At 48.5% G+C, this 18,218-nt stretch carries 17 protein-coding genes; 3 read left to right on the top strand and 14 right to left on the bottom strand.

Annotated features, from left to right (window positions below; translation table 11 throughout):
• Window positions 1-27 precede the first annotated feature (27 nt).
• Window positions 28-273, top strand: coding sequence for a YfhL family 4Fe-4S dicluster ferredoxin (locus Q0537_RS06660; RefSeq protein ID WP_005871264.1), 246 nt, complete (start codon window positions 28-30; stop codon window positions 271-273).
• Window positions 274-1,716 (top strand): Ppx/GppA phosphatase family protein, encoded by a 1,443-nt coding sequence (locus Q0537_RS06655; protein ID WP_299226278.1) that lies wholly within the window; start codon window positions 274-276, stop codon window positions 1,714-1,716.
• Between the two features lie 97 nt (window positions 1,717-1,813).
• Here Q0537_RS06655 and Q0537_RS06650 read toward each other — a convergent pair whose 3' ends face one another.
• The 4 genes from Q0537_RS06650 to Q0537_RS06635 form a co-directional block, all read right to left on the bottom strand.
• On the bottom strand, window positions 1,814-2,902 hold the full coding sequence (locus Q0537_RS06650; protein ID WP_299226275.1) for a hypothetical protein: 1,089 nt from the start codon (window positions 2,900-2,902) through the stop codon (window positions 1,814-1,816).
• A gap of 74 nt (window positions 2,903-2,976) precedes the next feature.
• A complete protein-coding gene (locus tag Q0537_RS06645; RefSeq protein WP_299226272.1) occupies window positions 2,977-3,282 on the bottom strand; it encodes a metal-sulfur cluster assembly factor in 306 nt (101 codons plus the stop codon).
• Entirely contained in the window at window positions 3,279-4,454 is a 1,176-nt protein-coding gene (locus tag Q0537_RS06640) for a peptidase M50 (protein WP_299226269.1), read from the bottom strand. Before Q0537_RS06640 ends, Q0537_RS06645 begins: the two co-directional genes overlap by 4 nt.
• Window positions 4,455-4,471: 17 nt before the next feature.
• The gene (locus Q0537_RS06635) at window positions 4,472-4,816 is read right to left on the bottom strand and encodes a hypothetical protein (protein ID WP_299226266.1); all 345 of its coding nucleotides are present in this window, start codon (window positions 4,814-4,816) and stop codon (window positions 4,472-4,474) included.
• A gap of 144 nt (window positions 4,817-4,960) precedes the next feature.
• Between Q0537_RS06635 and polA the strand changes: the two genes are divergently transcribed.
• A complete protein-coding gene (gene polA, locus Q0537_RS06630; protein WP_299226263.1) occupies window positions 4,961-7,777 on the top strand; it encodes a DNA polymerase I in 2,817 nt (938 codons plus the stop codon).
• Window positions 7,778-8,416: 639 nt separating this feature from the next.
• Here the strand turns inward: polA and Q0537_RS06625 are convergent.
• The 10 genes from Q0537_RS06625 to Q0537_RS06580 all read right to left on the bottom strand — a co-directional run bounded on the left by Q0537_RS06625 (window position 8,417) and on the right by Q0537_RS06580 (window position 18,009).
• A complete protein-coding gene (locus Q0537_RS06625) occupies window positions 8,417-9,553 on the bottom strand; it encodes a PLP-dependent aspartate aminotransferase family protein (protein ID WP_297882923.1) in 1,137 nt (378 codons plus the stop codon).
• 25 nt (window positions 9,554-9,578) lie between these two features.
• A complete protein-coding gene (locus Q0537_RS06620) occupies window positions 9,579-10,313 on the bottom strand; it encodes an amino acid ABC transporter ATP-binding protein (protein ID WP_297882925.1) in 735 nt (244 codons plus the stop codon).
• The gene (locus Q0537_RS06615; RefSeq protein WP_005871287.1) at window positions 10,313-10,981 is read right to left on the bottom strand and encodes an amino acid ABC transporter permease; all 669 of its coding nucleotides are present in this window, start codon (window positions 10,979-10,981) and stop codon (window positions 10,313-10,315) included. Before Q0537_RS06615 ends, Q0537_RS06620 begins: the two co-directional genes overlap by 1 nt.
• Window positions 10,978-11,727, bottom strand: a complete 750-nt coding sequence (locus Q0537_RS06610) for an amino acid ABC transporter substrate-binding protein (RefSeq protein ID WP_297882927.1) — start codon at window positions 11,725-11,727, stop codon at window positions 10,978-10,980. The genes Q0537_RS06615 and Q0537_RS06610 overlap by 4 nt, the downstream gene beginning before the upstream one ends.
• Window positions 11,728-11,820: 93 nt before the next feature.
• Entirely contained in the window at window positions 11,821-12,564 is a 744-nt protein-coding gene (locus tag Q0537_RS06605; RefSeq protein ID WP_297882929.1) for an amino acid ABC transporter substrate-binding protein, read from the bottom strand.
• Between the two features lie 385 nt (window positions 12,565-12,949).
• Window positions 12,950-14,209: a glutamate-5-semialdehyde dehydrogenase gene (locus Q0537_RS06600; protein ID WP_299226258.1), complete on the bottom strand. Its 1,260-nt coding sequence runs from the start codon at window positions 14,207-14,209 to the stop codon at window positions 12,950-12,952.
• A 9-nt stretch (window positions 14,210-14,218) separates the two neighbouring features.
• Window positions 14,219-14,974 (bottom strand): CAAX protease, encoded by a 756-nt coding sequence (locus Q0537_RS06595; RefSeq protein WP_299226255.1) that lies wholly within the window; start codon window positions 14,972-14,974, stop codon window positions 14,219-14,221.
• 531 nt (window positions 14,975-15,505) lie between these two features.
• A complete protein-coding gene (gene proB / locus Q0537_RS06590; protein ID WP_299226253.1) occupies window positions 15,506-16,627 on the bottom strand; it encodes a glutamate 5-kinase in 1,122 nt (373 codons plus the stop codon).
• Between the two features lie 282 nt (window positions 16,628-16,909).
• Window positions 16,910-17,572, bottom strand: coding sequence for a NapC/NirT family cytochrome c (locus Q0537_RS06585; RefSeq protein WP_297883246.1), 663 nt, complete (start codon window positions 17,570-17,572; stop codon window positions 16,910-16,912).
• Complete coding sequence (locus Q0537_RS06580) at window positions 17,569-18,009, bottom strand: cytochrome c3 family protein (protein WP_298022049.1); 441 nt, start codon at window positions 18,007-18,009, stop codon at window positions 17,569-17,571. Before Q0537_RS06580 ends, Q0537_RS06585 begins: the two co-directional genes overlap by 4 nt.
• Between the last annotated feature and the right edge of the window lie 209 nt (window positions 18,010-18,218).

Raw genomic sequence — 18,218 nt, 5'->3', positions numbered from 1 at the left:
ATAAATTTTTTCGTAAGGTAAAATTATATGTCATTGTTGATTACAAAAGAATGCATCAGTTGCGACGCGTGCCGCGAGGAATGCCCTAATGAAGCGATTTTTGAGGATGAGCCGATATACATCATAGACGCCGATCGATGCTGTGAGTGCGTAGATGATTACTCCGAGCCCGCTTGCATCGTGGTTTGTCCCGTCGAGTGTATCATCACCGATCCCGATAATATCGAGACGGCGGACGAGCTGAAATACAAACACGTCCATATGGAAATTTAAATGCCCAAGCGCGTCGCAGTCATAGATCTGGGCTCAAATTCCGCCAGAGCCGTGATTTTCGAGCGCACAAGTAGGCTCGGATTTTTTATCTTAGCAGAGCACAAGATCAAGATCCGCCTAGGCGAGGGCGCTTACGAAAACGGCGGAATTTTAACCAAAGAAGCGATGCAGAAATGTCTGCTGGCGTTTAAAAAATTTAAAACCCTCGTATGCAATTACAAGGTCAAGCGCGTGCTTTGCATCGGTACATCCGCGCTTCGCGATGCGCCAAACGGGAGCGAGTTTATAAATCTCGTCCGCAAGCAAACGGGCATTACGATCCGCAAGATAGACGGGCAGATGGAGGCGTATTTGGGCGCCTATGCCGCGCAGAATTTGCTTAGCGACTTTTCCGAGGGCGTTACGCTGGATATCGGCGGCGGCTCGACCGAACTTGCTTACATAAAAAACGGCAGGATAGAAAATAAAATTTCTCTAAATTTAGGCACGGTGCGGCTAAAGGAGCTGTTTTTTGACCGCGGCGACACAAAGGGGCTGGAGAAATACATAAATAGCGCGATCTCGCAGCTCGGCGCCGAGTTTCGCACGCAAAATTTAATCGTAATGGGCGGCTCTGCGCGAGCGCTATCGGGCGCCGTGATGAGCCTGCAAAACCACCCACTAAAAATCGTGCATAATTTCAGCTACGATTACGAAAAATACGCGCCGTTTTTTGCCAAGCTGATGAGCGCAAAGACGCTTGATTTGGCGAAATTCCCGATCAAAAAAGACCGCTACGACACGATAAGAGAGGGCGCCATTATCTTTGATAAGATCGTAAGGCGCCTGGGGGCGAAAAAGATCATTACCAGCGGCGTGGGAGTGCGAGAGGGGGCGTTTTTAAGCTCGATCCTGCGCGGCGCAAACCTGCCTCGAAGCTTTAATCCGAGCCTAAGAAGCCTCAAAGATCGCTTCGCTTCCGAGCCCAGCGAGGCCCCGAAGTTCGCAAAAGCGCTGTTTTGCGCGCTATCGCCTCTACACGGCTTGGGCGAAAAATATATTAAAATTCTACAAACCGCAGCATCGCTTTGCGAGATCGGGCGGGCGATCGGCTTTTACGCCAAGCACGAAACCAGCGCGGATATGGTGCTCGGCGGGCTGAACTACCGCACGACGCACAAAGAAAAGGCGCTAATAGCCGCGATCATCTCGATGCACGGAAAGCGCGAGCTAGGCGCTACGTTTGCGCCTTTGAGCGCGATTTTGCCTGATTCCGCCAAGCTTGCCTGGCTGAGCTATATTTTGGAGCTTGCGCGCCTCTTAAGCGAAAACGAGCTAAAAAATTTAGAATTTAGCTTTGAAAACTCCACTCTTAAAATTTCCGGCGCGGATAATTTGATAATGCTTAAAGGAAGCCTTAAAAAGCTCGCAAAACCCGCAATTTTTGCGATAAAATTTCTTTAAATAGCCACCTCTGCTTGTCGCGCAAGCTTAAGGCGGGCGGAGTTCGTTTAATTTTATGAGCTTGAAGCGGGCGATAAATCCCTATCAATAGCGTTTTTTAAATTTTAATTCCATTCTCGGCTAAAGAATAAATGCTAAAAAATCCGTAGTCGGTGCGAACATAAAGGCGCTCGCTCGAGATTTCAATAGCAGCAGTTTTGACGCAGTGCTCGCACTCAAACTCGCCTAAGAGGCGAAAATCCTCCAAGCTGAATGCTTTAAATCTACCGTAAAAGTATGTAAGAAAAATTTGATCGTTTGCGGCAAACCTCATTGCGCTTCTTGGCAAGCTTTTTGGTGCGATTAGACGCTTTTTGCTTGCTACGTTCCAAAAATACAGCTCATCAAAGCCGTTATTTAAGACCAAAATCGCGTCATTTTTGATAAGCCCCACGTTTAGGGAGTGGATATAGCCTACGTCGCATTCGATACGGCAAAGCTCGACGAAGTCTTTTAGGCGGTAGAGCCTAGCGATATTTTTGCCGCCTTCATCCCCACAGGCTACGCAAATTTTATTGCCGAAGCCTATGGCCTTTGCCGAAAAATCTGTTTTAAAATTTAGCTTCTTGTCGCTTCCAAAAGCTAAAATTCCATCCGTGCCGCAGGCTAGAATTTCGCCGTTGCCGCTTAGAGCAGAGCTAAAGCCTCCTCCTGTGATACCCCAGGCTTCAAAAAGCCTGCTGAATTTCTCTCCATCAAAAAGAAAGAATTCGTGGTCCAAATCAAGCACCAAAGCTTTTTCGGTGGCGGTCATTTTCCATGCTAAAATTTTTGGTAGCTTAATTTGCGCAAGAGTTCTTAGCTCGCCGTCCAACACGATTAAATAATCGCAGCCGTGCTCGTCAAAATTACATTTATAGACGTAAAATTTATCCTCAAACTCGGTAAATCCAAGCGCCCCGCTGTATCCGCCGCCGATATAGGCATGCGCTATTGCCTCGCCGAATTTTGCTTCTTTGTTTTCGTAGATGAAGCCCTTTTTTAGGGCATCAACTTGCTTTTTTACGAAAGCTTTTTGCAGAGCATCGTGGTTTGCGAATTCTTTAGAGCTTAGCCTTTCTTTGCCGTTTTGTAGCGTCTTTGAAATCAAACTAAGCCCTTGCGTTTGAAGTAGAATTTCTTTCTTGCCGTTGGTAAATTTTTTCATAGCAGCCCTAGGTATAAATTTGAAGTCTAATTTTAGAATTTTAGAGCTTAAACTACGGGGTGCGGCAAAGCTGTTTAAAATCTACCGAGCGCTTCTTTGACGTGATCTTCCGCCATATCGATATTCCACATCGGCTCAAAGACGAGATTGATCTCTACCTCGCCTATGCCCTCCACGCTCTCGGCACCCGCGCGCACCCATTCTACCATCATCTCATGCAGCGGGCACGACTGAGTCGATAGCGTCATCGTGATTTTGGCGTTGTTCGCCTCATCTACCGCTACGTCGTAGATGAGCCCCAGCGACACGACATCAAAGCCCACCTCAGGGTCCACCACGGCGCGAAGTGCGTCGTAAATTTGCTCCTTCGTTACTTTCATTTTTCCTCTCCAAATTTTATGTAATTAAAGATATTTACGGTGTTGATTAGCACCAAAATTATGCTTGCCGCTTGCAAGATAACCGCGGGCGTTAGCGCTCCAAAGCCCGCGCACGCAAGCGCTAAGACGTTCGGCGCGCAGGCTGCATAGGCGATCTTTTTGATTATCATATCCTCAAGCATAGGGATTTTGCGCTTGCCGACGAAGGGCGAGACGTAGTGATACCAGATGAGAAAGGGCGCGATTTTATAAAGGTGCGCGACGATGAAGGCGAACAAAAAGCCGTATAGCAGCCCAAACGCCGCCGTATCCGCGCGACCCATTAGCCAAAATGCCGCGCTAAATCCCAAGGCCGCCAGCGAGATATAGACGTTTAAATTCCAATAATCTATCGCTTTTCGCACGCGCCTGGCTAGGATATAGATCGCCTGAGCCGCAAAGCTCGCAAGCGCGGCAAAGGCGATGAAAATTCCAAAGTCTTTTAGTAAAAACGGCCCCGCGAGCAGATACAGCGCCAGTGAAGCTTTTGCTAACGCGAAGCTTAGATCGTGCGCCAGACTAAACATCGGCAGCAGCACGCACGCAGCGCCTACGATGACGAAAAACACAAAACCCAGCACGAAGTATATGTGATAGGATAAAATTTCTGAAAAATATACTCCGAAAACCTCCACGCCGCTAAGCGCTAGCACGAGCGCAAAGCCAAGGCTGATCCCTACGGCTAAAAACGCAGCCGAGATCGCAAGCGCAACGGCGGGGAAGCTCCATTTGGGCGTGCCGATGAAGCTTAGCGCGTAGCAGATCGTAAAATAAAATAGGCTAAGCAGCAAAACGGCGCCGCCTGCGTGCATCAAAGGGATGCTTGAAAGCAGCAATCCCGCGCTTAGCAGCGCCACGCCCGCGCCGTAGGCGAGGAGATTTAAAAACGCAAATTTGACGGTGAAAAATTCCTTTTGGATGATGACGGAGGTAAGCTGATAGAGCGCTCCGATGATTATGCTGATTACGAAACCCAGCAAAAATACGTGAAAAAAGCTCGCCGTCTGCGGCGCCTGGATCGCGCCGAAATCGGCCTTTAAAAAGCTCGCCGCGCTTAGCAGCAAAAAGATAAAGCCGCAGATGAAATAGCCGCCTACGATGCGAAACGGCGGCGAAAAGGTCGTGATATTCATCTAAATTTTAAAGCCCTTTAGCCGTGGCACTTCGCGTCGGTATCAAAGCCCTCATTGACCGCGCCGGGTTTTAGGCTGATGGTGAGCTTGACCGCGTCGCCGTCCAGATCCTCGCGGGCAATGTCAAATTTAGACTCGATTTTCGGGATCAGCCCCATTGGGAATTTATGATTGACCATAACGACCTTTTTGGTGCCGTCTTTTACGAAATTTAACGCCACCAGCGCATTTACCATCGGCTCGGGCGGGATGCATTTGCGCGAATCAAAGCCGATGTATTCCACGCCGCCCTGCGATTTTTTATAAAATTTCACCGTAGCACCCGCCGCGTCGAACTCCTGCCAGTCTGTGAAAAAATCCATACTTGATCCTTTTTTAAAATTTCGCGCGATTATATAGTAAATTTTAAAATTTTGAAATGAGGCAGATCAAGTCCTATTCGGAATTTGTAAATTTAGCCGAATTTTAATACACTACGCGTTAAAATTTTAAATCCGAGGACCATTATGCAGACCATCACGATCATCGATACGTTCGGCTTTTTTTTCAGGCTCTATTACGCTATGAGCGGGCTTAAAACCAAAGACGGCAAACCCAGCGGCATGGTGAGCGGATTTGCGAGCTTCATCGCAAATCTTTCGAAGGAATTTAAGAGCGATTATATAATTTTCGCTCTGGATAGCAAGGGCAAGACCTTCCGCTCGGATATCGATCCGAACTATAAAACTAACCGCCAAGCCCCGCCGCCCGCGCTTTTGCAGCAACTGCCGGTTTGCATCGAGATGATCGAAAAGATGGGGCTTTACTCGCTCGGATGCGAGGGCTATGAAGCGGACGATCTCATCGCAAGCGTCGTTAAAAAGCACGGCGCCACGCATAAAATCAACATCGTTACCTCCGACAAGGACCTCTATCAGCTCATCGGCGAAAACGTTAAAATTTACAGCCACGGCAAAAAGATGCTTTACGGAAGGGAGGAGTGCTTGCAGCGCTACGGCGTCTATCCCGAGCAGATCGTGGATTTTTTGGCGATCTGCGGCGACAGCGCCGATAATATCCCGGGCGTGCGGGGTATCGGCGATAAGGGGGCGAAGAAGCTTTTAGACGAGTGGGGCTCGCTCGATGAGATCTATTCAAATTTAGACCGCCTGCCGCAAAACAAACAGCGCGAGTATCTGATAGAAGGCAAGCAGAGCGCCTACATAAGCAAGCGCCTGGCTACGCTTTACGACGAGCTGGAAATCCCGCCTTTAGAGGACGCGAAATTTCCGCAGCAAAATCCGCTTTTTAAAATCCGCGAAATTTTAAAAGATTACGCGCTAAATAGGCTTCTTTCGGCGCTAAACCTGCAGGAGCAGAACGGACTTGATCTTTGGAGCGAGGACAAAGGCGCGGGCGCAAAAAGCTCCGTTTTGGGCGCGGGAGGCAAAGGCTCCGGCGCAGAGCCGTCTTGCGGCGGCTCTATCTTGGACGCTTCCGCAGGGGGGTTAGACGGGCAAAATTCTATCCCGGGCGGTTCTGCTTGCGGCGGACAAAGCTGCGAGAGCGCTTTTAAAACGCCCTTTGAGCCTATTTGTATCACTGATGCAGCGGAGCTTGCGAGGCTGTGCGAAGGCGTCAGCGCCGATACCCTAGTGAGCTTCGATACGGAAACCACTAGCATCGATAGCAAAAGCGCCAAGATCGTGGGCTTTTCATTTGCGTTTAATGAGGAGCGCGCCTACTACGTCCCGCTCGCGCATAGCTATTTGGGCGCTCCGGCTCAAATTTCTTCGGACGCCGCAAAGGCCGCGATCGGCTCTCTGTTTCGCGGATATGTCGTGGGGCAAAATTTAAAATACGATTTTGAGATCGTGAAAAATAATTTTAACATTGAGCCGCCTGCGCGCTTTGCCGATACGATGGTGCTAGCGTGGCTGCTCGATCCCGCAAACGCCGTGGGAATGGACTCTATCTCGCCGCGCTATCTTGGGTACGAGACTGTGCATTTCGGCGACGTCGTCAAAAAGGGCGAGACCTTCGCCTCCGTGGAGCTGGACGCCGCTACGATCTATGCGAGCGAGGATGCGTGGGTGACGCTGAGGCTGTATTTTAAGCTAAAGGAGCTGCTCGAACCCGCGCTTTTTAAGCTCGCACAGGATCTTGAGTTCCCGTTCGTGCGGGTGCTTTGGCAGATGCAAAGATGCGGCATCAAGATCGACGTAGAGATGATAAAGCGCCTTATCGCGCGCAACGAAAAGTCCCTGCGAGTGCTCACGGATGAAATTTACGAGCTTTGCGGCGAGCAGTTTAATATCAACTCTCCCGCTCAGCTTGGCGCCGTGCTTTTCGAGCGGCTCGGGCTTCCTGCAGCCAAGCGCACCAAGACGGGCTACAGCACCGACGAAAGCGTGCTGAAGGATCTTACGGCGCTGCATCCCGCGGTGGGTAAAATTTTAGACTACCGCGAGCTGTTTAAGCTGCAAAGCACCTACTGCGAGCCGCTGCTACAGCTTGCCCTTGCAGATCCGCAAAATCGCGTCAGATCGAATTTCTTACAGACCGGCACGGCCACCGGGCGGCTAGCGAGTAAAAATCCGAACCTACAAAATATCCCCGCGCGCGGCACGTTTGCGAAGGACGTGCGGGACTGCTTCCTAGCAGAGGGGGGCTACTCGCTGATTTCGCTTGATTACTCGCAGATCGAGCTGCGCCTGCTCGCGCACTTTTCGCGCGATCCTGCGCTTTTGGCGGCGTTTAGGGCGGATGAGGACATTCACGCGCGCACGGCGATCAGCATCTTCGGCGACGCGCAGCCCGCGCACCGCACGATCGCAAAGAGTATAAATTTCGGCCTCATCTACGGCATGGGCGCGGGCAAGCTAAGCGACAGCCTAGGTATCGCGCGCGCCGAGGCGAAGGGCTATATCGAGCGCTATTTCGCGGCGTTTTCTACGATCAAGGAGTTTTTGCAAAGCATAAAATCGGACGCGAAAGCGCACGGCTATGTAAGCACGCTTTTTGGGCGCAGGCGCTATTTCGACTTCGCAAATGCGCGCAACAACATGGTCTATGCGAGCTACGAGCGCGAGGCGGTGAATACGAAATTTCAAGGCTCCGCCGCCGATATCATCAAAAAGGCGATGGTTGAGATTTCGCCGCTGCTAAGCGGCGAGGCGCGGCTGATATTGCAGATCCACGATGAGCTGATCTTCGAGGTGCGGGACGATTTGGCGCAGAGCTTCGGCGAGCGCGCGCAGGAGATAATGCAAAGTGCGGCGAGCCTAAACGTGCCTTTAAAGACGAGCCTAAACATCGCCAAGCGCTGGGGCGAGCTGAAGTAACTCTGCCAAATTTAAAACGCGGCTAAAATTTAAGCGGAATTTAAACGGCGCGCAGAATTTTAAATTTTGAGCAAGACGGAGCCTAAATTTGTCCAGTTTAAAATTTGGCTCATCAAATTTTAAACCGAGCGATTGCAAATAGCTGGCGTGGTGCGGCACAGATCGTCGCCGTCTTTAAATTTTTGATTAAATTTAAGCTCTCCGCTTAGCAATATCAAACGGCGGTTAGATAGATTTATCCGAATTAAATTTAAACGATGCGTTTTAGCAAGAGGTCTGGGTAAATCTTGTCGTGCGTATAAATTAAAATTTCATTTCAACGGCGTAGTGGCAGAATTTTTAAATTTTACGCAAAGCCGCGCGCTTCGTAAAATTTAACGAGTGAAAATTCATACAAAATTTAGCCCGCGAGAAAATGGACATAGGTTTTGCAAAAAGAGATTTTTGTAAGATGAGATGATCGGCGGCGGGTCTTTTTAAACCCGCCCTGCGCGCCAGTTTGTAAAGACCGCTCCCTTATAGCCTCACGAGCGAAGCTATAAGGATTTCGGATTAAATTTTGGCATGAATTCTACCCGCCCGCGTAAATTTTACAAGCCTGCGTAGAAATTCCGCGAGCTTGCGCAAATTTCGCGCCGCCTATTTTTTAGATTTTTCTAGCGCGGCGGTAAGGTCGGCTATGAGATCGTCAGCGTTTTCGATGCCTATGGCTAGGCGCAGCAAATTTTGACTGATGCCGATGCGCTCTTGCAGCTCGCGCGGATAGCTCTCGTGCGTCATCGACGCGGGGTGGCAGATCAAGCTCTCTACGCCGCCCAGGCTCACGGCTAGATCAAATAGCTCAAGGCTGCGCGCAAAGGTTTTATAGTCGTATTGCGGCTTAAGCACCAGTGAGATGACCGCTCCGATGCCGCTAGCTTGGCGATTTTGTATCTCTTTTTCGTTAGCCGAATGCGAGCCTGCAAAATTTACCGCCTCTACCGCAGGATTGCTGCGTAAAAATTCTATTATCTTTAGCGTATTTTCACTCTGGCGGTCGAAGCGCACGCTTAGCGTTTTAAGTCCGCGTATTAGCGAATACGCGTCGGTAGGCGATAGCGTAGCGCCCAGAGTGTTTTTCATAAACTGAATTCTTGCGGCAAGCTCATCGTCGTTCGTCGTAACAATGCCGGCGATCAGATCGGCATGCCCGCCTATGTATTTGGTCGCGCTATAAACTACGACGTCTGCGCCGTGCTCTAGCGGGCGCTGATAATATGGGGTTAAGAAGGTATTATCCATCACCACAAGCGCGCCGTTTTTATGCGCGAGCTCGCTGATACGCTCAATGTCGGTTACGCGCAAAAGCGGATTTGAGGGCGTTTCGATGAAGACCATTTTAACATCGCTTGGAATTTCGGTGATCAAATTTAGATCGTCCACCAAGTCGTAATTGATCCCTTGATTTTTAAAAATCCTGCTTACGTAGCGATAGGTACCGCCGTAGACGTTGTTATTTAACAGCACGCGATCTCCGCTTTTAAGCAGCGCAAATGCAGCGCTCGTAGCCGCCATGCCCGAGGCTAGCGCGAAGGCGTATTTGCTGCCTTCAAATTTTGCAAAAAGCTCTTCAAAGGCGTTGCGCGTAGGATTTGCGCCGCGCGAATAGGCGTATTTGCCGAAATCATCCAGGCTTTCTTGCACGAAGGTGCTGGCTAGATATATCGGCGGAATCACCGCGTTGTGGGGGTTGGACTTAGCCTCTATGCCCTTTACGATTAGGGTATCTATTTTCATCTTTTCTCCTTAAAATTTAATGGATTTAAAAGCTCATCGCTCCGATAAATTTAGCTATGCGCTCATCGCTGCTACCGAAGAATTCCTCTGCGTCGCCGTCGAATGCGATAACTCCGCCGTCTAAGAATAAAATTCTATCTGCGATCTTGCGCGCAAAGCCCATATTGTGCGTGACGATGATAAGCGAGCGATCCTCTGCGGCAAGCTCGGCGATAGTCTTTAGCACCTGTGCCTCAAGCTCGGGATCAAGCGCGCTCGTAGGCTCATCCAGCAGCAAAAACTCAGGCTGCATCGCAAGAGCCCGCGCGATCGCCACGCGCTGGCTCTGACCGCCGGAGAGGCGAGCCGGATACGCGCCAGCTTTATCCGCCATACCGACTTTTTTTAGCAGCGTCATTGCATTTGCCTCGGCAAGCTCGCGTGGCTGCTTTAGCACGTGCACGGGTGCTTCGATGACGTTTTGCAAGACGTTGAGGTGCGGAAAGAGATTGAAGCTTTGAAAAACCATGCCCGTATGCGCGCGGAATGGATGATATTCGCTTGTTTTATGCTGAGCGTCGAAATTTATCTTAAACTCGCCTAGCTGTAGCTCGCCGCCGCTTGGAATTTCGAGCAGATTTATGCAGCGCAGCATCGTGGATTTGCCGGAGCCAGAGCTTCCTAAAATCACTGTCGTTTGCCCGTCGCGAAATTCTAAGCTTAGCCCATTTAGCACGACATGATCGCCGAAGCGCTTAGTTAAGTTCGTAAATTTTATCATCACACGAACCTTGAAAATCGTCGCTCTAGCTTGGATTGTAAGAACGTAAGAAGGGTGCAGACCGCTAGATAAAATAGCGCCGCCAGCACGTATAACGTGAGCGGATCGAATGCCCGCGCAGCAATACGTTGAGCGACCATAAACATATCGACCATCGTAATCGAGGCTACGAGCGAAGTGTCTTTAAGCGTAGAGATAAATATATTTGATAGCGGCGGCAGCGATATGCGAGCGGCTTGCGGAGCGATAATGCGGCGCAGAATTTGAGCGTAGCTCATGCCTAGCGAGGTAGCCGCCTCCCATTGCCCCTTTGGCACCGATAGGATCGCAGCTCGCACCGCCTCTGAAGCGTAAGCGCCGATATTTAGGCTAAAGGTAATGATCGCAGCAGCCCAAACATCAAGTGTGATCCCAACGATTGGAAGTCCGAAATAGACGATAAAAAGCTGCACCAAAAGCGGAGTGCCGCGAAAAATCCAAATATAAATTTCGCTTAGCTGCTTTAAAATTTTAAAATTTGCGATGCGTGCGACCGCCGTCAGCACCGCAAGCACGAGCCCAAGCAGAAATGAGATTATCGTAAGCGGGATCGTAACTTGCAGCAGGGCTAGCGCCATCGGCTCTAGCGAGCTGCTAACAAGCTCTAGAATTCTGCTTGTTTCGTTCATTCACTCACATCTTTGCCGAAATATTTAAGCGAAATTTCTTTTAGCTTGCCTTCGGCTTTGAGTTCGTTTAAGGCTTTGCTGATTTGATCTGCGAGCTCTTTATTGCCCTTCTGCACGATTGCAGCGCTATAATCGACATCTTTTAGCTTTGCGGCGATCTTAATCGGAGCGTCCGGGCGCTGCTTTAAAAAGTCGTAAAATACGGTATTATCGCGCACGACGGTATCTACGCGGCGAGCGATCAGCAGCTCCATACTTTTGGCAAAACTATCGACGGTTACGTTTTGCGCGCCGTATTTTTTAGCGACTTGTGCCCAGTTGCTGGTAGCGGAGTCTGCATTTTTTTTGCCTTTTAAATCCTCGAAGCTTTTAATGTCGTTGTTATCTTTATGCACGATGATAGCTCCGTAAACGACGGTGTAGGGCACTGAATATTCATATTTTTTCTTGCGCTCATCAGTAATGCTTACTTGATTAAACACAGCGTCTGCCTTGCCTGCATCAAATGCTGCAAGCATCGCATCCCAAGGCGCGGTTAGAAATTCTATTTTTAGACCAAGTTTTTCGGCGACTGCGCGCGCGACATCTACGTCGTATCCTACGAGCTCATTTTTGTCGTTATAATACGAAAATGGCGAAAAGGTGCCTTCAGTAGCTACTTTAAGCGTACCTTCGCGTAGCGTTTTGGAGTTTGCGACGCATATTAAAAGCGCGCACGCAAGCAAAGTTTTTATTAAATTTTTCATAATTCCTCCAAAATTTTATGAGCGAAATTTAAAATGCGAAATTCCGCCCAACCAAGTTTAAAATTCCACGCTTCAACTAAGCGGTTGTAGAATTTACTCCGTAATGTCTTTGCCAAAATATTTAAGTGAAATTTCTTTCAGCACGCCTTTTTGCTTTAGCGATTTTAGCGCGGAATTTATCTGCGCCGTCAGCTCGTCGTCCTTTTTAAGAAGCACAGCTGAATAGATCGGCTCATTGCCTTGAGCTGCGATCTTTAGCGGGGCGTTCGGGCGCTGCTTCATATAGTCGAAAAATGTGATGTTGTCGTTGATCGTAGCGTCTGCGCGACGAGCTATGATGAGCTCCACGCCCTTGCTAAATCCGTCTGCTGTAACGACCTCGGCGCCGTAGCTGCGCGCCATGTCCGCCCAGTTACTGGTAGCGGAGTGGACGCTTTTTTTGCCTTTAAGATCCGCAAAACTCTTAATCTCCTCGTTATCAGCTCGCACTACCAGCGCAGCATAAGCCACAGTATAAGGCTCGCTGAAATTATATTTTTTCTTGCGCTCCTGTGTGATGCTTACTTGATTCATCGCTATGTCCGCTTTGCCTGCGTCAAATGCCGCGAGCATCGCATCCCACGGCGCGGTTAAAAATTCCGCCTTTAACCCTAGCTCTTTTGCTAGTGCGCGAGCGATATCGACATCAAAGCCGGTAAGATTATTTTTCTCGTCATAGAAAGAATACGGCGAGTAAGTCCCCTCCGTGGCTATTACGAGCGTGCCCTCTTTGAGCGTCTTAGCGCTTAGGGTGGCGGTGATCAGCGCTGTTGCGAGCAGGGCTTTAAATATTTTCATTGCGTCTCCTTGAAATTTAGCTATCGCTCGCGTTGCGAGCAGATGCGCGATTATATCGTGCGGAATATATAATTTTTATTAAAAATTTTAAATTTTAGTAAGACGTGATACAAAATTTCGCCTGCATGACAAAACTTTAGCTCATATATTTTTAAAATTTTGACAGAGGTGATTTATAAAATTTCAAGTTTATTAGGTAAAAGTATCGCAGACCAAATTCAGCCTGCGATATAAAATAAAATTTGCAAGTATTTCGAGGCGATTTTTTTAGTTAGAAGCTAAAATTTTGCGCAAGCTAGACTTCTGCTTGCAGTTGCGAGCGCAAGAGAAGCAAAATTTCTCTCAAAAGCGCTCGCAAGATGATCCTTTTGAAAAAGACGAGCCGCTAGCGAATTTGCCCGCCTCCGCGGACGACGTATTTATAGGTCGTGAGCTCTCTCACCCCCATCGGCCCTCTGGCGTGCAGCTTTTGCGTGCTGATGCCGATCTCGCCGCCGAATCCAAACTCGCTGCCGTCGCTAAAGCGCGTCGAGGCATTGGCGTAGACGATCGCGCTGCCGACCTCGTTTAAAAACCGCTCGACGTTTGCGTAGTCCTCACTTAAAATCGCGTCCGAATGCCCGCTGGAATGCGCATTTATAAAGCTGATCGCCCCACCCGTATCCCGCACCGCGCGCACGGCTAGCACGAGATCCAAAAACTCGGCGCCAAAGTCGCTCTCGCCGGCAGGCTTGATGTTTTTAGCGGCGCGCAACTCCGACTCGCACGCATCTAGCAGCCGCTCGCTCACGCGAAACTCGACCTCGGGCATTTCGCGCACCAGCTCAGGTAAAATTTCGCCCGCCACGCGCTCATGCAAAAGCACGCACTCAACGGCGTTGCAGACGCTTGGGCGCTGGGTTTTGGCGTTTTTGATTATCTTTACCGCCTCGCTTAAATTTGCGCTCTCATCGACGAAGATGTGGCACACCCCCGCGCCCGTCATGATGATCGGCACGGTCGCGTTTTGGGCGATAAAATCTTTTAAGCTCTTGCCGCCGCGCGGTATCAAAACGTCGATATACTCGCTCATTTTCGCCATTTGCGCCACTACTTCGCGATCTGCGCTCTCCACGAGCTGCACTGCGCCCGTCGGTAAGCCGAATTTCGCCCCCACTTCGTTAAATAAATTTACTAAAAAGATGTTTGAATTTAACGCGCTAGCACTGCCTCGCAGGATCGCTGCATTGCCGCTTTTTAGCGCCAGAGCCGCCGCGTCGATGCTGACGTTTGGACGGCTCTCATAGATGATACCAAGCACCCCCAGCGGCACGCGCACGCGGCTGATTTGCATGCCGTTTGGATGGCTCCAGCCGCCTAGATTCTCGCCCACAACTTCGGCGAAGCCCGCCACATCGCGCACGCCCTGCGCCATAGCCTCGGTGCGGGCGTCGGTTAGCCTTAGGCGGTCCAGCAACGCCGCACTCAAGCCCGATTTCTCGCCGTTTGCAAGGTCTTTGGCGTTTGCCGCTTTTATCGCGTCCTTTTGCGCGAGCAGCTCATCCGCCACGGCGTTTAAAATTTCAAATTTAGCCTTGCTACCAAGTCTCAAAAGCTCGCCGCAAGCGGCCTTTGCGCGCTTACAGATATCTAAAATTTCGTTCATTTTCGCTCCTTAATCATATTTATATTTTAAGTTTACCATATGGTTTAAATTTGATATATTTTTAAATGCATCATTTAGGTTAAACCCCAGTCGTAATAGCAAAATTTCAATATTTACAGTTATTGATTTTGCTTTTGTTTTTGGCGGATTATTGTGAAAGATATCATTGCGTGCCTTACGAATCATAGAAAATACATTTAAAAGACTATTTTTTGTGCCGTATTCTGGCAACTTTTGCCCCTTGTATTCGCACATGCTTGCAAAAATATCTCTGAAATCGCTCCAATTCGAGTCTATGACGTTTTGCAAATCACCTAGCGTAAATAAATCAAGCACCTCAAAGCTATTCATTTGCTCTGTTAGATTAACCTTTTTGGTCTGCGCTATGTGGGCAGCTTGTTTTATTAGCTTCGCATTTTTTCCGTATAAAAACCAGTCGTCGGCGTTAGAATTTGAACTATAAATTTCAGATAGTACTAGTGCAACTTTAGAACGCAATGCCGTTTCAAAAATATGGATGATTAAAAACATTTCGTGGTGCGATTTTATGCGTTTATTATAGATTGAAATGACTAAATCAAAGATGTCAACATTATTTTTGCAATATTTTTTAATAATGACGGCAGCTTCTTTGCAAGCACCCAACAAATACTTATTGTGAAGTAGTGCAATAGAATTTTTAAGTTTACCAAAGCCCGGCATTTTCGTTGCATCACAGTCTAAGTTTTCACATAGTTTTTTACAGATTACACTTTCAAGATACATTTATCATCTTTTGTTATAATAGTACCAATTTGGAGGTCTCATCGCTATGAATTAAGCGAGTATCCGAAAGGAAAGACACTCCAAATTCTATATTTTCATTCAAAATTTCACTCATTGTGTTTCCTTGACTTATAAAAAATCGCAAGCTACGCGGGCTAGTCTAGCAAAGAATATCGCCACTGCCGTATTTGTGGCAGTATTGTAAAGTATGCTTTTATTCATTTTCTCAAAGATTTCTCCCTATGCTGTAAATTTACTATCAGCCAAACTCATGCCATAAATCCCTTCTTTAGCTATTTCTCGGCATTACGCCCAACCTTCTCATTTCAATTCGCGCATAGCGCTTTTACGTAATCCGCCGGCTCATATCCGCGCGGTTCAAAAACGTCTAGCTCGCCGTTTTTATCGGCGTCCGGTTCGTCAAATTTTGCCGTCCACGCCGCACCCGCCAAGAGTAGTGCAAAAAAATATAATCTTTTTCATCTACGCCTTCCGTTTGAAATTTTAAACGCACAGAACACGGCTAAAATTTCATTGTAGCGCTATATTATCCGCGTGGATCGCGTCATCGTCGCTTTTGTAGCCTAAAGCATGCTCTATCTCATCGCTTTTTGCGCCTGCTATGCGCGCAAGCTCGCAGCTTGAATAGTTGCTAATGCCGTGCGCCAGCAGCTTGCCGTCGGTCGCGTAGACGTTTACGATCTCGCCGCGCTCAAACTCGCCGCGCACCTCGGCAATCCCGACCGCAAGCAGGCTTTTGCCCGATTTTATCGCCTCTGCCGCACCCGCGTCGATAATCACCGCGCCTTTGCTAATCGCGCCGTATGCGAGCCAGTATTTACGCGAGCTAAGCCGCGCTGCGCCCGCGCTAAAGAGGGTGCCGACCTCGTCGCCCGCCGCTATTTTAAGCAAAATTCCGTCCGTACGCCCGTTTGCGATGATCAGGCTAGTGCCGATCTGATTTGCCATTTGCGCCGCCGCGATCTTGGTCGCCATGCCGCCCGTGCCGAATTTACTGCCCTCGCCGCCTGCCATTTTGACGACGTGCTCGTCGATTTTTTCGATAAAGCTTAAAAGTTTTGCGTCCGCGTGCTCGCTCGGATTTTTGTCGTACAGCCCGTCGATATCGCTTAAAATCACGAGCAGATCAGCATCGATTAGCCCCGCTACTAGTGCACTTAGAGTGTCGTTGTCGCCCACTTTCAGTTCATCTGCTACGACGGGATCGTTTTCGTTTATGATCGGCACGATGCCGCGCGAGAGTAGCTCCGCGCAGACGTTTCGCACGCTAAGATAGCGCACCCTGTCGCTAAAATCGCCTCGGCTTAACAGCAGCTGCGCGATAATGCGGTCATGCGCCCAAAACAGCCGCTCGTAAAGATGCATCAGCGCGACCTGTCCGACCGCCGCCAGAGCCTGCTTGCGGCTTAAAATTTTGGGTCTTTGCGCGATACCTAGCAGCCCCATGCCCGCGCCCACGGCGCCCGAGCTTACCAAAGCCACGCAAAAGCCCGCATCTTTTAGCTTGCAAATTTGCGCGACTAGACTTTTGATGAGCCGCTCATTTAGCGAACCGTCCGCATTGGTAAGCGTTGAGGTACCGATTTTTACGACGATACGTTTTGCGCCGCCCAGAAGCTCTTTTCTACCCATTTTCCGCTCCGAAATTTTTGAAAATTATATCGAAAACGGCTTATTTTAAATTTTATGTTTTGAGCTGAGTAGATGCGAGCTTTTGGTTTAAATTTATTCTCGAGTAATTCTAATAAAGCGTAGAGATAGTCTGTTTACGAAGATCGTAACGGGAGATAAACTCCCGTTATCGCGCGAAATTTTACTGACTTAAAATTTACCGGATCCTTGCTAAAGCGCGGCGTTGAGCTTTAGTTGCATCTCCACGTCGTCGCTAACGAGCAAAATTTTCTTCATTTTAGCCTACTTTTTGGTGACGTTATCCTCTTTGTTCTCTACCTTTGATGCTACATAATCCTCCCCGAAATATGCCTTCTTTATCTCTTCTTTTTTGATTGCGGCTTTCTTTTCGTAGATTTTGTATTCAGGCTTCCAGTAGTTTAGCATGTTGTTTAGTCCGCTGTGGCCTACCTCGGCGTGACAGCTAGCGCAGGTTAGTTGCTTATCCGTATTTAGCAAGCTTTGATAGTGAGCGTGCATCTTTTGAGCCTGTGCTGAGGTTAGCTTATTATCCACCAAATTCGTATGGCAGCTAACGCAACCGTTATCAAATACGAAGTGCTCTCTTTTCTCTCTATTTTTATGCCAATCTATAGCCTCCGGATCTTTGAAGAAATGAATATATCCCTCCATCAATCCGTTTTTGGCTTTAACTAGGACGTATTTGGCTAGGTTGTCGTGAGGTATGTGGCAGTCTACGCATTTAGCCCTTACTCCGCTTTTGCCTTTACCGCTATGTACGTCGTTGCTATAAGCTATAACCATAGGATCCATCTCGTGGCATACTACGCAAAACTTCTCTCCGCTAGTTTCTTCTAGGGCGTAATGCACGGGCAGTACAACTAAAAACCCTATAATGCCGCTTACTAATATAATAAGCGCTAGTACTTTCTTTGAAATTTTCATGGCGTTACCCCCATCCATTGCGGAACTTCGTGTTCGTGGCACTCCGTGCACATATTGGTTGATTTTTTATGCTCGTTGTGGCACTCGTCGCAGTATAGCGTAGGGCCGTCGTGAACCGAGTTGTGGGGATTTGCTTTTAGCAGATCCATGTATTCTAGTCTTTTAGCTATCTTTTTCTTGTCGCCGTGACAGGACAAACAGCCTTTATCGCCTATGGATTTAAATTTACTAGCGTCGTTTCCTTGTCCTTCGTGACAATCAAGACAGGTGAAGCTTAGCTTTTCGTGATGAGGTTTTAAAGGGTGTTTGGCTCGCAGCTCGTCGGTGACGTTAAGATCGACTAAAGACGTTATCTTTGCGCCTAAGGCTTCTGCGCTAAATGCAAAAGAGCATAGCAGCATAGATGCGCACAAGGCGAGAAACGCTTTATGTTTCATGCGAATTCCTTTCGGATGTCAAATTTACAAATTTAACTGCAAATTCGGCTTTAAATTTAAAAGTACCGCAAGCCGAATTTTCAAATTTAACTTTAAATTCAGCCTGCGATTAAAATAAAATTTGCAAGTATTTCGAGGCGATTTTTGGGGTTTTCTGCTTCGCAAGCTCGCAACTGCAAGCAGAAGAAGTTAAAATTTGACGAAGATAA

Origin of the sequence: uncultured Campylobacter sp. (assembly GCF_938017775.1) — a bacterium.
GTDB lineage: Bacteria > Campylobacterota > Campylobacteria > Campylobacterales > Campylobacteraceae > Campylobacter_B.
The sequence above is the reverse complement of the archived record's forward strand: the minus strand, read 5'-3'. Positions and strand labels throughout refer to the sequence as shown.